Raw genomic sequence first — 17,091 nt, 5'->3', positions numbered from 1 at the left:
TTCCTTGGTTTACAGGCGGTCTCTCTCCGTTTTATTAACCTCGCGTTGGTTATCCGCCAAGCGGAAATTACCAAAATTATAGGTGAAGCCGATCCGTACAATCTGGGTTTCCTCGTTTTTTAAGTAGGAATTAAACTGGTTTAGGTAACGTGTAGTTCGTAGCGCGTTAGACCGATTCAGGATATCTTCAAAAGCTATCGAAATACTGGCACGGTTATCCCAAAGTGTCTTTTTCAGCCCCATATTCCAGGTGGCCGTTGCATCTTGCACATAAGAACCGGTAAGGAAGCCTGAGATATAGGTAAAAGAAGCTTCCCCCGTAAAGGTGCCATCTGCACTGAGGGTTAAAAAATTACCGAGCTGCAGGAAAACGCCTTCCACGCGGTTGGTGATAGGAACATTTCCACTCTCTATCCCTGAAAACTTCTCTTCTTCCACAAATAAGGAACCGTAGGCAAAGAGATACCAGGCATTGCTGATCGATTCATTCACGATAAAGTCGAGCCCATAGGAGGTACTCCCCAGCCCATTCTGCCTTTCCTGCCTAAGGATCTGCCGTTGGTTGTCCTGGAAACTCAGGTTCATCACGTATCGACCGTTATCCCGGTAGTACAGGTCGATGAAGTAAGTGTTCTTCAGCGAAAGGTTTAGGTTAAAATTATGACTGAAAGAAGGCCTGAGATTTGGATTCCCTGAAGCAAAATCATACTCGTTAAAATAGTAGCGGAATGGGTTCAGGTCACGGTAATTGGGCCTCCTAAGCTTCCGGCTATAATTAAAGGATAGGCTGTTCTCATCCGTAAGGTTGTGCATCAGGTAAAAAGATGGGAACAGTTCAAAGTAATCCTGTACAATGGTCTCGCTCAAGGTGATGGAATTTCCTTCTGCCCTGGTCTGCTCTGCGCGCAACCCGGCTTTTAAGGACCATTTATCCCAGTTTCTCAGGAAGCTGATATACCCCGCCGAAATATCTTCACTGTACTCGTAATTGTCGGTGGAAGCATCGGGGAAATTGTTTTGGGAGCCGTTAATGGCCAGGTAGTCTATCAGGCTGCTGGAACGGATCACGGATTGCTTCAGGCCCGCCTCAAAATTAAGCTCGCCAAACAGGTCAAAATAATCCAATTGCCCGGTATAGATATCTATATCCTGCCCTGCATCGGTCTGGAAGCTGAAGTTTCTCATAAGCATTCCCCCGGGATCAAAATAATCTGTAGAACCGGCCTGGTCCTGGCTGTCGTCGTAATGCGTATAGTGCCCATTGACCTTTATCACCTGCCCGGCTTTCTTAAAGCGGTGCTCGTACGTAAGATCTGTCGCTAGATTCAGGTTCCTGTTATCTATAGTACTTGTGGTCACCAGGGTAGAGTCCAGATTACCCGTGGCATTGAGGGCTTCCATGATAAGGCTGTTACTGATCCTGTCTTCCGGGGTGTAAGAGACATTGCTTGTCAGGTTGATACTGTTCCTATTATCAAAGTCGTAATCGGCGGTCAGGTTTGCATTATGGGTTAGCTTATCGGTGGTGCGATCTAACTGGGATTCCCAACGCGCAAAAATATCATCTGCCGGGTTGATGAAATTGATTGTGCTGGGAACATCGTCAAATTCCTTTCGGGGACTGATGCTGTAGTTGGTAAAGAGATTCAGTTTATCATTTTTAAAATAATGACTGCTTCCCAGCTGGTATTTCGGAAAAACTCCCTGGGTAAAGGAACCCTGCAGGCTTCCCTTGTAACCGGGGGTAACCGCCTTGCTGGTCACAATATTAAGGATAGGCCCTCCTTCTGAGTCGTACCGGGCAGGTGGGTTCTGTATCAATTCCACTGAAGCGATACTGCTGCCGGAGAGTCCTTCTAGCAGGTCCCGGACTTCGTTAGGAGATAACTGCACTTTGCGGTCATTGAGGTATACCGTGGCCTCCTGCCCTCGTATCTGGAGGCTTCCCTGAACATTGACCACTCCTGGGGTATTCCGGATCAGGTCCCAGGTATTTCCCTGGGAGACGATGGTGTTTTCCACGTGGAAAATAAGTCGGTCAGGCCGTTGTTCCAGGGTGGGCTGCCTGGCCGTGACCACGACCTCATCCAGGTCATCACCGTTACCCTCAAGGATAATAGTCCCGATATTCACATCTTTTCTAATATCCAGGGCGCGCAACTTTGATCCACTGCCAAAGTAGCTGGCTTTTAAAAGGTAAAGATCGGGCAGCACGTTGTTGAGCACAAAACGCCCATCTTCACGGGCAGAAGTACCCTGTACAATAGAGGAGTCGCTGGCTTTAAGGATAAAGACGTTCGCAAATGCCACTGCAGTACCTAGGCCGTCTTTGACGGTTCCTTTAACTTCATAGGTCTGGGCCTTAAGTCCAAGGGGGAACAGCAGAAGCAACAAAATGGTTGTTCGCATCACAGATTCAGGGATGTCTGTCAAATCTATAAAAATAATCAGGTATATCACTAAGATTATTTACGACAATCGATCATCTCCCTGCTTAAAGCCCGTGATTTTGAGGCTAGATGTGAATTCCTTGAGTGGAAATGAATTATATTTGCCATTCCTGAAAACCAACCTCGTAAAAGTTGGAAATGCTATGAAGAACATTCGTAATTTCTGTATTATCGCCCATATTGATCACGGTAAGAGTACCTTAGCCGACCGGCTGCTGGACTTCACCGGATCCGTAACCGAGCGCGAAAAGAAAGCTCAGCTCCTGGATAGTATGGACCTGGAACGCGAACGCGGTATCACCATCAAGAGCCACGCGATCCAGATGGAATACATCTATAAAGGAGAACAATATATCCTGAATCTTATTGACACCCCCGGGCACGTGGATTTTTCTTACGAAGTCTCGCGCTCTATCGCCGCCTGTGAAGGAGCATTATTGGTGGTAGATGCAGCCCAGAGCATACAAGCCCAGACCATATCTAACCTATACCTTGCCCTGGAGAACGACCTGGAGATCATTCCCGTGCTGAATAAAGTAGACCTTCCGAGTGCCAACCCGGAGGAGGTGACTGATGATATCGTAGACCTATTGGGTTGTGACGCGGAGGAAGTGATTCCTGCCAGTGCCAAAACAGGCCTGGGAATAGAAGAGATTCTTGCCGCCATCATTGAAAGGGTGCCCGCTCCCAAAGGGAATGTGGATGAATCCCTGCAAGCACTGGTGTTCGACTCGGTTTACAATCCATTCAGGGGTGTAGAGACCTATTTCCGGGTAATTAATGGTGAAATAAAGAAAGGACAAAAGATAAAATTTGTCGCTACTGATAAGAAATACGATGCTGATGAGGTGGGAACCCTGAAGCTTACACAGGTACCTAAGGCTTCTATTAAAGCAGGGGATGTGGGTTACCTGATCACCGGTATTAAAGACGCACGTGAAGTTAAAGTGGGTGACACCATTACCGATGCCGTTAAACCAACCAAGAATCCCATCGGGGGATTCGAGGATGTAAAGCCCATGGTATTTGCGGGGATTTACCCTGTAGACACTGAAGATTTTGAAGAGCTGCGTTCTTCCATGGAAAAATTACAGCTAAACGACGCCTCCCTGGTATTTACCCCGGAGAGTAGTGCTGCACTGGGCTTCGGTTTTCGTTGTGGATTCCTGGGAATGCTGCACATGGAGATCGTACAGGAGCGTTTAGAACGTGAATTTGACATGACGGTGATCACTACGGTGCCCAACGTGAGCTATTTTGCATACAGCACTAAGACTCCCGAGGAGCCAATTATCGTAAATAACCCTTCAGACCTGCCCGACCCTTCTACCGTGGCACGTGTAGAAGAGCCATATATCAAGGCCACCATCATCACCAAGTCCGATTTTGTCGGGAATGTGATGTCCCTCTGTATCGATAAGCGAGGACAGATCACCAACCAGACCTACCTGACTACAGACAGGGTAGAACTCACCTTTGATATGCCTTTGGCAGAGATCGTTTTTGATTTTTACGATCGTCTTAAAACCGTTTCTAAAGGCTATGCCTCTTTTGACTATACACCTATCGGGATGCGTACCTCTAAACTGGTGCGGGTAGACATCCTTCTTAACGCTCAACCCGTTGATGCCTTGTCGGCACTGGTGCATTTTGACAATGCCTATGATATTGGAAAACGGATGGTAGAGAAGCTGAAAGAGCTGATCCCGAGACAGCAATTTGATATTCCTATCCAGGCTGCCATCGGGGCCAAGATCATTTCCAGGGAAACGATCAAGGCACTGAGGAAAGATGTTACCGCCAAATGTTACGGAGGGGATATCTCGCGTAAAAGAAAGCTGCTGGAAAAACAGAAAAAAGGTAAAAAACGAATGAGACAGGTAGGGAACGTAGAGATCCCACAGCAAGCCTTTATGGCTGTGCTGAAGCTTAACGATTAGTACTTTTTTAAATCATACCTAAAGGCCGGGCACTGCAGATCAGTTCCCGGTCTTTTCTTTTTGTTTGGTTTCAGAAGTCTTTTCTACCTGCAACTTCTTCCCCAGGTATACCAGTTTGTATCCTTCAGTAATATCTGTGAATTCCTTGCTGTATGACGGGATGATATTGAGCTCCCCGTTTGGAAATTTCAGGAATATGGGGATGATATCATCATCGGCCTTAGTCATCTCTATAAGGCCTTCATAGTGTTTCTGGTCATTGATCTCGATCTCGTGGATATAAGGGAACTTCCGGGTAGTCTCCATCAACTTAATAAAGTCGTCCGTATGCGAGAATAGCCCTTCTCTCGGGTTATTCTCCGGGTCTTTCATTTCATCGGCATTAACCAGGCGGAAAGATCCGTTCTCCCCAAACTGGTCCCTGAACTTATCTATGGCGTAATCGTTGATCTCGGAATTACCTGTCAGTGCCATCAGGTAGCCCATGTCGTTCAGCTCAATATTATCGGTCAGGGTATCCGAATATATATTGGCTTTTATCGCTTCCAGCCCTAGTTTCTTCGCCTTTTCTATGTTGATCTCGTTATTGTCTATCAATACTACGTGCCTGCTGTTCGCGTGCAGGTATTCTGCAATCAGCCTGGAGGTTTTTGAGGCGCCGATAATGAGGATTCCTTCAGATTTCTCCAGGAATACGCCTACCATTCGGGCAAACATTCGCGCAGTGGTGGCGTTTAGCAATACGGTTCCCAGGACGATCATAAAGACCAGCGGGGTAATATACTCTGCCCCAACTTCTCCTCTGGCCAGCAACTTAGACCCAAATAATGATGCGATACCGGCAGCTACAATACCCCTTGGACCTACCCAGCCGACAAACAGTTGTTCCTTGAATGTGAGGTGCGACCCGTAAGCACTTAAGAACACGCCGATCGGCCTGATCAGGAAAACGATGATGGCGAATAAGAGGGCTGTTTTCCAGGTGTAGATCAGGTACAGGTCTTCCATATTAATATTGGCAGCCAGTAAAATGAACAGTATGGAGATCAGCAGCACGCTGAGTGATTCTTTAAAGTACAACAGCTCCTTCAAGTTGGGCAGGTTGGTGTTTCCCAATACCATTCCCATGATCACTACCGCGAGCAGTCCTGATTCGTGTGCAAATTGGTCAGACATTACAAAAACACCTAATACCGTGGATAGCGCTACCACGTTGAGCAGGTAATGCGGGATCCAGTTTTTCTTGATCACGAATGCGAGTGCATGGGCAAAGGTGAATCCGAATGTAAAGCCGAAAAGCAGGATCTTTCCAAAATCGATCAATCCTTTCATGGTATAGGTCTCCCCATCTCCTACGCTGATAAACTCGTATACCAATACAGCCACAAGTGCACCGATGGGATCAATAAGGATTCCTTCCCATTTTAGCACTGCAGACACGTCTTTTTTCAGCGGGATATTCCGGAGTATAGGCGTGATCACGGTTGGCCCGGTAACGATGATCAGGGATGAAAACAGGAAGGATATTTGCCAGCTGAGCCCAAAGATCAGGTGCGCGGCAATTCCTGCTGTAATAAAGGTTGTCAGGGTGCCTACAGTGATCAGTTTCGTAATTACCGGACCTATGTTGGCTACTTCAGATCTCCTGAGGGTTAGACCGCCTTCAAAAAGGATAATACTGATCGCAAGGGAAACAAAATAGTATAAGCTGTCCCCTGGGAACAATCCTATAGATCCGTTCCAGGTGGGTTCTATCAGTTTCTGACCTTTTTCTGTAAATAGTGTAGCGATAGGTCCTACGAGAAGCCCGATGAGAATAAGGGGCAAGATTGCCGGCAGCTTTAATCGCCATGCCACCCATTGGGCGAGGATTCCAAGGATAATTATTCCCGCTAATTCTACCATAAGATCTTTTTTCTGAAAATTACAGTTTTTATTTGATTCCCAAAGGTAATGCTATATATGCCTAAACCGGTTAGGCAATTATGTGTTATATTGCCCGCAAAACGGAGCCTTTTCCATGCAATACCTCAGCTTTAAACGTATCCTGTTCGGCTTTGCCTTCTCGCCGAACCTGGAGGTAAATATACTGGAAACCATCCGCTTATCGCATTTCTTTAAAGCCCGGCTGGTGCTGTTGCATGTAGGAGATAAAACCGAAAGCAAGCAAAGGAAAATTGAAGAAATCCTTAACCGGGCCGAATACAATGATGTCCCGGTAGACATCCATTGGCGGGAAGGAGCTCCTATTCCTGTCATAACGGGTGCATGCGAGGAACTGCATATAGACCTGCTTATCCTTGGAGCCCTGCAACACGAAAATCTCTACCAGTTCTATGTGGGCAGTATAGCACGCAAGCTGACACGTAAGGTGAACTGTTCCGTAATGCTCCTCATCAAACCCTCCCTGGAAAGGGTTCCCTGCCAGCACGTGGTGGTCAATGGCCTGGATGCACCGGACACCCCGCTGACTATAGGTACAGCATTCTATGCTGCAACTGTACTCGGTGCAAAACAGCTGACCATAGTTGAGGAAATTCGCCAGAAAGACATCCATGTAACCGTAGAGGATGATCGCTCCCTGAAGCGGGCCAATATTGTAAAAGAAAGATTAAAACACCGGGAAGAATACCGGGTTCGGAACCTGGTCAAAGAACTTCCTTCCAATATTAGTTCAGGGATACAGGTGAAGAACCAAAGTATTTTTGGGCGTCGCGGCTATTCCATAGGCCATTATGCCGAAGTGGTACGGGCAGACCTTTTAGTGATGAATGCCCCGAACAGTACCCGGCTTATTGACCGGGTATTTACCCATGATATTGAATATATACTGTCTGATCTGCCCACAGATCTTTTGATCGTAAGAAACAAACCGTGAAGAAAAAGAATAAATTCATAAAGGGAAAGGCAGCTGATCTGCCCAAGAACCTCTTCTCGGGCTTCGTGGTCTCCCTGATCGCATTACCCCTGGGACTCGGCCTGGCATTGGCCAGCGAAGCACCTCCGATCTCTGGGATCATTGCCGCGGTGGTAGGGGGAACGCTGGTTGCACTGCTCGGAGGCTCTAATGTTACCATAACCGGACCGGGGAACGGCCTGGTTATCGTATTGCTATCTGCCATCACTACTTTAGGTAAAGGAGATCTTTACCAGGGATACCTCTTTACCCTTGCCGCTATAGTTATTTCGGGGATTATCATGGTCATAATGGGATTTGCCAAAATGGGACGATTGGCCGATTTCTTCCCGGCCTCGGCCATTGAGGGAATGCTGGCAGCCATTGGTCTGGGTATCCTGTCCAAGCAATTCCACATCATGATCGGGAATATGGAGGCGCAGGGAAGTATCGTCTCCCTGCTCGGGGACATTCCAGCTTCCTTTATCCAGTTGTTCAGTGAGCCCAGCCAGGGCAGCATCATGGCCGCTGCCATCGGTATCATCAGCCTGCTTATCCTCTTTGGGTACCCGAAATTAAGAAACCCTTATTTTCATTTGCTGCCGGCCCCTATGTGGATCCTCATCCTATCTATAGGAATTAGTTATACCTACGATCTCCTGAACATAGCATACCCCCTGGAGAATGGTTTTCTGCTCAGCCTCCCCGATGACGTTATGGCCAGTCTTGCCTTCCCGGATTTTGGAAAAGCACTGCATACCGATTTTATCCTTGCAGTATTAGCTATTACCCTTATCGCAAGTATCGAGTCCCTGCTCTCAATCAAGGCAGTAGATAAGCTGGACCCCAAGAACAGGCGTTCTAATGTAAATAAAGACCTGAAAGCTCTTGGGTTTGCCACAACAGTGAGCGGCTTTCTCGGCGGGCTGAACGTAGTGACCGTGATTGCCAGGAGCTCGGTAAATGTGAATAATGGTGCGACTGACCGTTCTGCCAACCTTTTCCACGCAACCTTCTTACTTGCCTTTGTGCTACTCTTCCAGGAGCAACTCCGAAAGATACCCCTGGCAGCCCTTGCAGCTATCCTGGTCTATACCGGGTATAAACTGGCTACCCCGAACACCTTTAAAAAAGTAGCTCGTATAGGACGGGAACAATTGCTCATATTCCTCGCCACACTCCTGGGAACTTTATTCACCAATCTCATTACCGGGATTACCATAGGGATACTGACTACTTTTTTAATTCACGTTGTAGTTAACCGGAGCCTTTCCTTATTCCTCAGTCACCTGATAAAACCCAATATCCTGATGTACAAGGAATCGGATGGGGACAATTACTATGTTAGCGTCAAGTATTTCTGCAGCTTCCTGAACTTTTACCGGCTTAAGAATAAGCTGGATGCCATCCCGGGTAAATCTGATGTGGTCTTAGACTTTTCACTCTGTAATTTTGTGGACGATACGGTAATGGAAGGTTTGGAAAGTTATGGTGCTACTTTTAAAAAGAAAGGCGGGAGCCTGGAGCTGATCGGACTTGATAAGCATGAAACAGATAGTGCTCACCCCTTTGCACTGCGCAAGATTTTACCCTTTGGTGCCTTAAAGCCCATCGAAAACTACTTTACGTCCCGGCAAAGGGGGTTGCAAGCAACAGCAGGGGATTACCGTTGGATGTACAAGCCCGAAAAACAGACCGATGCCTCTTTCCTGTCCGATTTTATCTTCTTCCGCACCAGGGAGATCCGGTATTCTTATAACCGAATTGCAGAACCCGGTGAACAGATGAGCGTGTTTGACCTGGAATTCACTGAAGGTGCTTTCATCGCCAGGGAAGTGATAAAGACCACGGCCATGCACATAGAACTGGACCATAAGATTCCTGTATTCACCCTGGATAAAGAGGGCCTGTTACAAATGCTCTACGGGATGGCCGGCTTTAAGGACATCGATATTGATCACCACCCTGATTTTAACAAACGCTTCTACCTCAGTGGTGAAGATGATAACCAGATCAGGTCTATGTTCACAGATCCGCTCGTCCTGTTCCTGGAGAGCAACCCCTACTACCATGTAGAGTCTAACGGGCACTCTCTCCTGATCATGAAAAAAGAGAGATTATTAGGCGTACAGGAGATAAAGCAGATGATCTATTTTGGCCAACAATTGCGAAATCTGCTGCAACAGGCCGACTGATCTGTTAAATATTTGAAAGCAAAGGCAGGTTTCCCTTTTGCATTTCTTATTTTGCATGCTGTTTACTTCAACGACATGACCTTATACCCCATTGAGACCGGAAATTTTAAACTGGACGGCGGTGCTATGTTCGGCGTTGTTCCAAAAACACTGTGGAGCAGGACCAACCCTGCAGACGCCAATAACCTGATAGATATGGCTGCCAGGTGCCTCCTTATCGAAGAAGGTAAAAGGCTTATCCTGGTAGACAACGGGATGGGCGACAAGCAGTCGGATAAATTCTTTGGTTATTATTCCCTTTGGGGAGACCACAGCCTGGATAAATCCTTAGAAAAACATGGATTTCACAGGGATGATGTTACCGATGTTTTTATGACCCACCTGCATTTTGACCACTGCGGAGGCAGTATCAGATGGAATAAGGACAGGACCGGTTATGAACCGGCTTTTAAAAACGCCTCGTTCTGGACCAACAGGGACCACTGGAAATGGGCAACGCAGCCCAATGCCAGGGAGAAAGCGTCTTTTCTGAAAGAAAACCTGTTGCCGATGGAAGAAAGCGGGCAACTGAAATTCCTTAAGCCGCCATACGGCACCTATGAAACCGAAACCCAATTGGGATTTGATATACTGTTTGTAAACGGGCACACCGATAAACAGATGATCCCACACCTCGATTACAAAGGCAAGAAATTGGTCTTTATGGCAGACCTTCTGCCTACCGTGGGTCATATTCCTCTTCCTTATGTAATGGGATATGACACCCGGCCTTTACTGACCCTTGATGAAAAACGGGCCTTCCTGAAACGAGCTGCAGACGAAGGGTATTACCTTATGCTGGAACACGATGCACATAACGAGATCTGTACCGTAGAACATACAGAAAAGGGGGTAAGGCTGAAAGATACTTTTACGTTTGATGAAGTATTTAATTAATTTTGGCGGTCCCCTGCTAAAGCCAGGGTACAGCTAATCCTAACATAGTTTATAACCATTAACAGATACATGAATCCTAAGACAATCAAATACGCAAGCAGGTTGAGCAGCTTATCCGCTGCCCTTCTCCTGATGGTGAGTTGTGGAGGTACCTCCATCGTAAGTACACCGGTAGAAAATATTGACAACGTTCCGCTGAAAACAGCAGAACTGACCCAAGCCGAAAAAGAGAACTGGGGCCACCTGGACCTGATCAAGGATACCATCCCGGGAATGAGTGTTGACAAGGCCTACCGGGAAATTATCGGCAATAAAAAAGGGGAAACAGTTATCGTTGCCGTGCTTGATGCCGGTGTAGACCTTGAGCACGAGGACCTGGACGGAGTGATCTGGACTAATTCTGATGAAAAACCCGGAAATGGTGTGGATGATGACAAGAACGGGTATGTGGACGACGTACACGGTTATAATTTCTTGGGGGAATCCTATAATGAACAATTGGAGTATACCCGTATCCTGAAGAATGATCTTGACGATGCCGCTACTCGTGCACTCGCACAAGCAAAGCTAGACGAGGAAAAACAGGAATCACTACAGAACAAGAGTCGATATGAGCAGATCCTGCAGGCTGTAAAAGAGGCCGATAAGGCCGTGTCGGCCCACCTGGGGAAGGAAGACTACACCGAAGATGAGGTATACGACATAGAAACTGAAGAGCAGGCTTTACAACAGCATAAAGCGGTACTGCTACAGATGTACAATTTTAAGGACAGCATTCCCGAAGTAATAGAAGAATTAAAAAACGGGATCGCATATTTCTCGGAACGACTGGAATACCATTTTAACCTGGATTTTGACGGGAGGTCTGTTGTAGGGGATGACCCTTATGACATTACGGATACTGATTATGGAAACGGTAACCCTATGCCAAGGCACGAGGATGAGACTCATGGCACACATGTTGCTGGAATCATCGCGGCAGAGCGGAATAATGGTCAGGGCGCCAATGGCGTTGCCGATAACGTAAAAATCATGGCAATCAGGGCTGTTCCCAATGGTGACGAGTATGACAAGGATATCGCCCTTGGTATTCGTTATGCTGTAGACAACGGCGCAAAGATCATCAATGCCAGTTTTGGTAAATCGTTCTCCCCTAACGCAGAGTGGGTTTACGATGCCATCAAATATGCCGCAGAAAAGGATGTGCTTATCGTGCACGCTGCGGGAAATGATGGCCTGGACCTGGATAAACCGGAAAACCCGAATTACCCGAATGACCAGGAAGGCAATACGCCCGAGTTTGCGGATAACGTGATTACCGTGGGTGCACTGGAGAGTAAGTACGGTGCAGATATGGTCGCCACTTTTTCTAATTACGGAAAGGTGAATGTGGATGTTTTTGCGCCGGGGGGTAAGGTATACTCTACCCTGCCGGGCAACGAATACGACTTTATGGGAGGAACCTCGATGGCTGCCCCTGCCGTATCCGGTGTTGCTGCACTGGTATGGTCTCATTATCCTAAACTTTCCGCTTCCGAGGTGAAAAAGATCATTATGGAATCCGGCCTAACCACCAAATCATCGGTACTGGTAGCCGGTGACCAGTCTAAAGCCAAGTCCTTTGACGGGATCTCCAGGTCCGGTAAAATGGTGAACGCTTATAATGCTTTAATAATGGCCGATAAAGTGGCCAAAGGAAAAATTAAACTATAACACATGATATTGAAAACTAAAGCGCTGTTGCTGGGAATCGTAGCCCTCTTGGCTATCCAGGTAACAACAGCACAAAATTCCCCCTACTGGCAACAACATGTCGATTACACCATGAATGTAAACATGGATGTAAAAACCTTCCAATACGAGGGCAGCCAGAAACTGGTCTATACCAACAACTCTCCTGATACACTGGACCAGGTATTCTACCACATGTATTTTAATGCTTTCCAACCCGGAAGTGAAATGGATATGCGGTTGCAGAGTATCAAAGATCCGGACGGCAGGATGATGAAGGAAGATGGAAAAAGCAGGATTTCTGAGCTGAAACCTGAAGAAATGGGTTATTTAAAAGCCTCTTCCCTCAGCCAGGATGGAACACCATTGGAGTATAGCCTGGAAGGCACAGTCTTAGAAGTGACCTTGGCCGAGCCTTTGGCGCCGGGAGCATCTACCACTTTTGAAATGGACTTCAATGGGCAGGTACCCCTGCAGATCAGGAGATCGGGAAGAGATAGCGAAGAAGGGATCTCCCTTTCTATGAGCCAGTGGTACCCCAAATTGGCTGAATACGATTTTGAAGGCTGGCATGCCGATCCATATATCGCACGTGAATTTCACGGGGTATGGGGCGATTTTGATGTAAAGATCACCCTGGATAAATCCTATATCGTAGGAGGCAGTGGTTACCTGCAGAATGCCGATGAGATCGGCTATGGTTACCAGGCCAAGGGTGTTAAGCAACCCAAGCACAAAGGGAAAACCCTGACCTGGCATTTTAAAGCGCCTATGGTGCACGATTTTATGTGGGCTGCCGATCCGGATTATATTCACGACACCCTGGAGATGGAGAACGGACCTACACTGCACTTCTTTTACGAAGATGAACCGGAAATTAAAGAAAACTGGAAGAAACTACAGGAAAAGACGGCCCAGGCCATGACTTTTTTTAACCGGAATATCGGTGAATATCCTTATGAACAATACTCGGTTATCCAAGGTGGTGACGGGGGAATGGAATACGCTATGAGTACCCTGATCACCGGGGAGCGTAGTTTTGAAAGTCTTGTAGGGGTGATGGTACACGAGCTGGCGCATTCCTGGTTCCAGCATGTACTGGCTACCAACGAGGCTAAGCACGAATGGATGGATGAGGGCTTTACCAGTTTTATATCCAGTCTGTGCATGAATGTCATCATGGAACAGGGTAAGGATAACCCGTTTGAAAATTCGTATAAAGGTTATTTTGCCCTGGTGAATTCCGGTCTTGAGGAGCCCCAGAGCACTCACGCAGACCGTTACGATGTTAACTATGCCTACGGTATAGCCGCCTATAGTAAAGGAGCTGTTTTCCTTTCCCAGTTGGGCTACGTGATAGGGCAGGAAGAACTGATGGAAACTCTTCGTAAGTACTACGAAGATTTCAAATTTAAGCATCCGACCCCTAACGATGTAAAGCGTACCGCGGAGAAAGTTTCCGGGATGCAACTGGACTGGTACCTGACCGACTGGACACAGACCACCAATACTATAGATTACGGCGTCAAATCCGTTGAAGATAAAGGTGAGACCACGGAGGTAATCCTGGAAAGAGTCGGGAAAATGCCAATGCCAATGGACATTCTCGTGATCTACAGCGACGGAACCCAGGAAATAAGGTATGCCCCACTCAGGATGATGCGCGGAGAAAAATCCAATCCTTATCCCAACCTGTCCTGGACTGTTTTACCGGACTGGCCATGGGCGATGAAACAATACAGTTTTAAATTGGACCGTCCTAAAAGCGAGATCGCAGCCATCGTGATCGATCCATCACAGTTGATGGCCGATGTAGACAGGAGTAATAACCTGTGGCAAGCGGAAGAGGAGAATAAGCCATAAGGCATATTTTTGAATAGAAATAAAGGGGGCTTGCCCCCTTTATTATTTTAGTAGCCCGTTTTTCCAAGGGGCGCCGCTATAAGCAATGCTTTTTGCCCGGAACTCCCGATTGGTCATCCGGTAATCACCACTCTCCATTAAAGTGCAACGGTAGCCCAATAAATGGAATATGGGTTTACCCATCCTTTTAAAAGTTTTAGCAGTAACCCATAGATCTGCATGATCCTGCCCGGTTATGCAAATGCCCGGCAGCAGTGCTAAAATCTCTTTAGACCTGATCTTCCTGGTCAGTACCGATAGTTGTAAGATCCAGGCCGGAATATCCCGTACCAGGAAAAACCCATCTTCTCCTTGTGCCTGGTATAAGGGCATAAAAAGTATTCCCCGCCGATGTGAGATGATTTCTTTCCCGTTGCGGTTTGCCAACAGGGTTTCAGCTGCAACCGGGTCAAAATTACGGAAGCCGGGAACCATTTTAAATTGGTCTCCAGCGCTGATGCGTTCCCGGTAAAAAATCTCATAGAATCCCCGGAGTCCACCGGCAGATGCAGAAATCCTGATACGGTGCGCTTTAAAGTCAGCGCATTGGGACAGGTTTAGCAGCCCCGTAAAAACAAGGGTCATCCAAATTAAGGATACCGCATTTTTTAATGATACAGGGGCATGGTGTTGACCTACTTCGAGCCCCATCGAAAGCCATCCCTCCAGGTTGAGGTAATTTAGTAAAGGCCCGGACAGGTATTCCTCTATCCCGAGTATGATCGGGAGTTGGTATAAGCGAGCAAAATTTCGATTGATCAGGGCATCATTGATAGTGATAAACGGATGCGTATCCCCGGAAGTTGAATGCAAGTCTATAAAGTAATAAGGGGGTGAGGATTTTTTAAAAATAGTTCGGAGTATATCCAGTAGCTCCTTCATTGCCCGTTCTTCGTTATTCAGGGTCTTTGATCCGAAGAGCATCTCGATCCTTTCTTTACGCCAGATCCTGTTCAGGTCTTCATCAATAAAACGCTTGCCTTGCCTCAGGGCTTCCAGGTTCCCCCTGAGGGCATAAAGAGAGCCCTTGATTTCCATATCCCCTTCCCTGATCTCCCGGCAAATTTCCTCCAGGGCCATGACACCGGCCGGCTCATTCCCATGTATCCCGCTGATAATAACCACGGTTGGGCCGTGTTCCGTTCCGCGGAATTCTCCCATGATGTGAGACCGGGGATTGCTGATCATTTTAAGTCTTTATCGGAAATAATGCCTACCAGCTTCTTCCCATGCACCACGAGTAAGCTGTGCACCATTTTGGATTGCATCATACTTTTTGCCTCGCTCAGGGGGGTAGATTCGGTTACAGTGACCAGGTCTGTAGTCATTAACTCTGATACTCGTTGTACTTCTAGCTTTTCCTGCTCCTCTTGCGTGTCAAAATCAGTTGCGGAAAGAATCCCTACCAGGTCTGCATTATCATCCAGGATAGGTACATGGTGAATATTATTCCATTCCATGATGCGAAGCACCAGCTCTGCACTGTCCCCGTCCTGGGCGGTCAGCACTTTGGTTTTCATCTGGTCTGCCACCGTGCGATCCTCAAACCCTTTCAGATCCTCGTCTCCCCTGGGAAACAACCAGGAATCTACCGTATACCCTTTCTGCTGTCTCTCGTATATAGTAGCAGTCATAATACGAATAGCGTCCGGAATATGGTGGGTTTGTTGCAGCTTACGATATGCCTCTACCATCCAGCGGGAACCACTGACAGTTCGAATCCGTTTTTCAATAATGGTTAAATATTTTTCTGCGTCCTTCGGGCTTACTTTCATTCGGTATAACCCCCTGAAGGCCATAGGAAGTAAAACATCGGATAAAAGGTCTTTACTGGATATCCGTTTGCCTTCCCAATAGAACTGGCTGGCCATTCCATAACGGGCCGCATTGAAGAAATTACTTTTGGCATCCCTGAAATCCATTTTCTCATCAATGGCTTCCAGGTGCTTAGGACGCCCATTCATCAGGCCAACCCACAGCATCATATTAGCGATCTCATCATCTACACTTGGTCCGGCGGGCATGTATCGGTTCTCTATCCTCAGATGTGCTTTCCCATCGGCTACCCCGTAGCATAGGCGGTTCCATTTATATACGGTGCTATTATGAAGGTTAAGAGCATCTAAGGCGGGCATTTCACCCTCTTCTACCTTGGAGGTGCTCGTATTCTTATCGGAAAGGGTATTGAGCAGGCTCCTGAACCTTACGATCGATTCTTTATAAAAATCTGCGGCAGTACCGGTAGACCAGGCATTCCCGAAACCTACCCTGGATTCTCTCTCGTTCAGTAAAAAGGTACTGGCCCTGGTATCCACGCTTTGGGTAAAGAGTGCAATCCTGCTTTCTTCCCATAGTTCTTTACCCATCAGTATTGGTGAGTTGGTGCAGATAGCGAGTACCGGGCCGGCTATGGCCTGGGCCCAGTTATAGGTGTTCTTAAAATCATCCGGGTTGATCTGCAAATGCGCCTGGAAACTGGTGTTACATCCTTCGTACATAATAGAGTCGTGATGTAGGTTCAGTTCATCCACACCTTTTATATGGAGCTCTATTGCTTCTTTCCGGATCTCCTGAACTTTCTTATTGAGCAACAGGTACCGATCTATCGGTGTCATGTACCTCAGGTCCATGTGTTTCCGGGTCAGGGTAGGTAATATCCCTGTCAGCAGTACCCGATCTCCGTGTTCAGAAGCCGCTCTGTTTGCTTTATCCAGCAAGGTTTGCAGTTGTTCGGCCATTTTGGAAAAACAGTTTTCTTTCAGTTCAAGGGGATCCAGGTTGATCTCCAGGTTAAATAAGGCCAGCTCCGATGTAAAATGATGGTCATCAATAGTTTCAAGAACTTCCAAAGCCTTGTTCGATGGCTCCCAGTGATCACTGACCAGGCAGAATTCCTGCTCTGCCCCGATTCTGATCGGAACTTTTTCAATCAGGTCTTTCTCTAACATCATCTCCAGGGCCTTGATATCATCCAACAGCCTGTGGAGGTATGACAGCTGATCCTGTCCTTTTTCCAATGCCTTTACATTTGCTACTCCCAT

The 17,091-nt window shown here is 47.1% G+C and carries 10 protein-coding genes; 6 read left to right on the top strand and 4 right to left on the bottom strand.

Going from position 1 to position 17,091, the window contains the following annotated elements; genetic code table 11:
- Positions 1-9: 9 nt before the first annotated feature.
- Entirely contained in the window at positions 10-2,460 is a 2,451-nt protein-coding gene (locus PP178_RS03840) for an outer membrane beta-barrel family protein (RefSeq protein WP_272592988.1), read from the bottom strand.
- Positions 2,461-2,593: 133 nt separating this feature from the next.
- On the opposite strand from PP178_RS03840, the gene lepA reads away from it, so the two are divergent.
- Positions 2,594-4,390: a translation elongation factor 4 gene (lepA, locus tag PP178_RS03835; protein WP_272592987.1), complete on the top strand. Its 1,797-nt coding sequence runs from the start codon at positions 2,594-2,596 to the stop codon at positions 4,388-4,390.
- Between the two features lie 39 nt (positions 4,391-4,429).
- Here the strand turns inward: lepA and PP178_RS03830 are convergent, their stop codons facing one another.
- The gene (locus PP178_RS03830; protein ID WP_272592986.1) at positions 4,430-6,295 is read right to left on the bottom strand and encodes a cation:proton antiporter; all 1,866 of its coding nucleotides are present in this window, start codon (positions 6,293-6,295) and stop codon (positions 4,430-4,432) included.
- A gap of 115 nt (positions 6,296-6,410) precedes the next feature.
- On the opposite strand from PP178_RS03830, the gene PP178_RS03825 reads away from it, so the two are divergent.
- The 5 genes from PP178_RS03825 (at position 6,411) to PP178_RS03805 (ending at position 14,011) form a co-directional block, all read left to right on the top strand.
- On the top strand, positions 6,411-7,268 hold the full coding sequence (locus PP178_RS03825; RefSeq protein ID WP_272592985.1) for a universal stress protein: 858 nt from the start codon (positions 6,411-6,413) through the stop codon (positions 7,266-7,268).
- Complete coding sequence (locus PP178_RS03820; protein WP_272592984.1) at positions 7,265-9,481, top strand: SulP family inorganic anion transporter; 2,217 nt, start codon at positions 7,265-7,267, stop codon at positions 9,479-9,481. The genes PP178_RS03825 and PP178_RS03820 overlap by 4 nt, the downstream gene beginning before the upstream one ends.
- A 75-nt stretch (positions 9,482-9,556) precedes the next feature.
- Positions 9,557-10,417, top strand: a complete 861-nt coding sequence (locus PP178_RS03815; protein WP_272592983.1) for an MBL fold metallo-hydrolase — start codon at positions 9,557-9,559, stop codon at positions 10,415-10,417.
- 69 nt (positions 10,418-10,486) lie between these two features.
- A complete protein-coding gene (locus PP178_RS03810; protein ID WP_272592982.1) occupies positions 10,487-12,130 on the top strand; it encodes a S8 family peptidase in 1,644 nt (547 codons plus the stop codon).
- A 3-nt stretch (positions 12,131-12,133) separates the two neighbouring features.
- Entirely contained in the window at positions 12,134-14,011 is a 1,878-nt protein-coding gene (locus PP178_RS03805; protein WP_272592981.1) for a M1 family metallopeptidase, read from the top strand.
- A gap of 42 nt (positions 14,012-14,053) precedes the next feature.
- On the opposite strand, the gene PP178_RS03800 is transcribed toward PP178_RS03805, so the two are convergent.
- Together PP178_RS03800 and PP178_RS03795 are read right to left on the bottom strand one after the other, a co-directional pair.
- Entirely contained in the window at positions 14,054-15,238 is a 1,185-nt protein-coding gene (locus tag PP178_RS03800) for a succinylglutamate desuccinylase/aspartoacylase domain-containing protein (protein WP_272592980.1), read from the bottom strand.
- Positions 15,235-17,091 carry a CBS domain-containing protein gene (locus PP178_RS03795; protein ID WP_272592979.1) on the bottom strand — a complete coding sequence of 619 codons (1,857 nt, stop codon included), beginning with the start codon at positions 17,089-17,091 and terminating at the stop codon, positions 15,235-15,237. The genes PP178_RS03800 and PP178_RS03795 overlap by 4 nt, the downstream gene beginning before the upstream one ends.

Origin of the sequence: Zeaxanthinibacter sp. PT1 (assembly GCF_028464225.1) — a bacterium.
Lineage (GTDB): Bacteria > Bacteroidota > Bacteroidia > Flavobacteriales > Flavobacteriaceae > Zeaxanthinibacter.
This window is presented reverse-complemented; position numbering and strand designations above follow the sequence as displayed.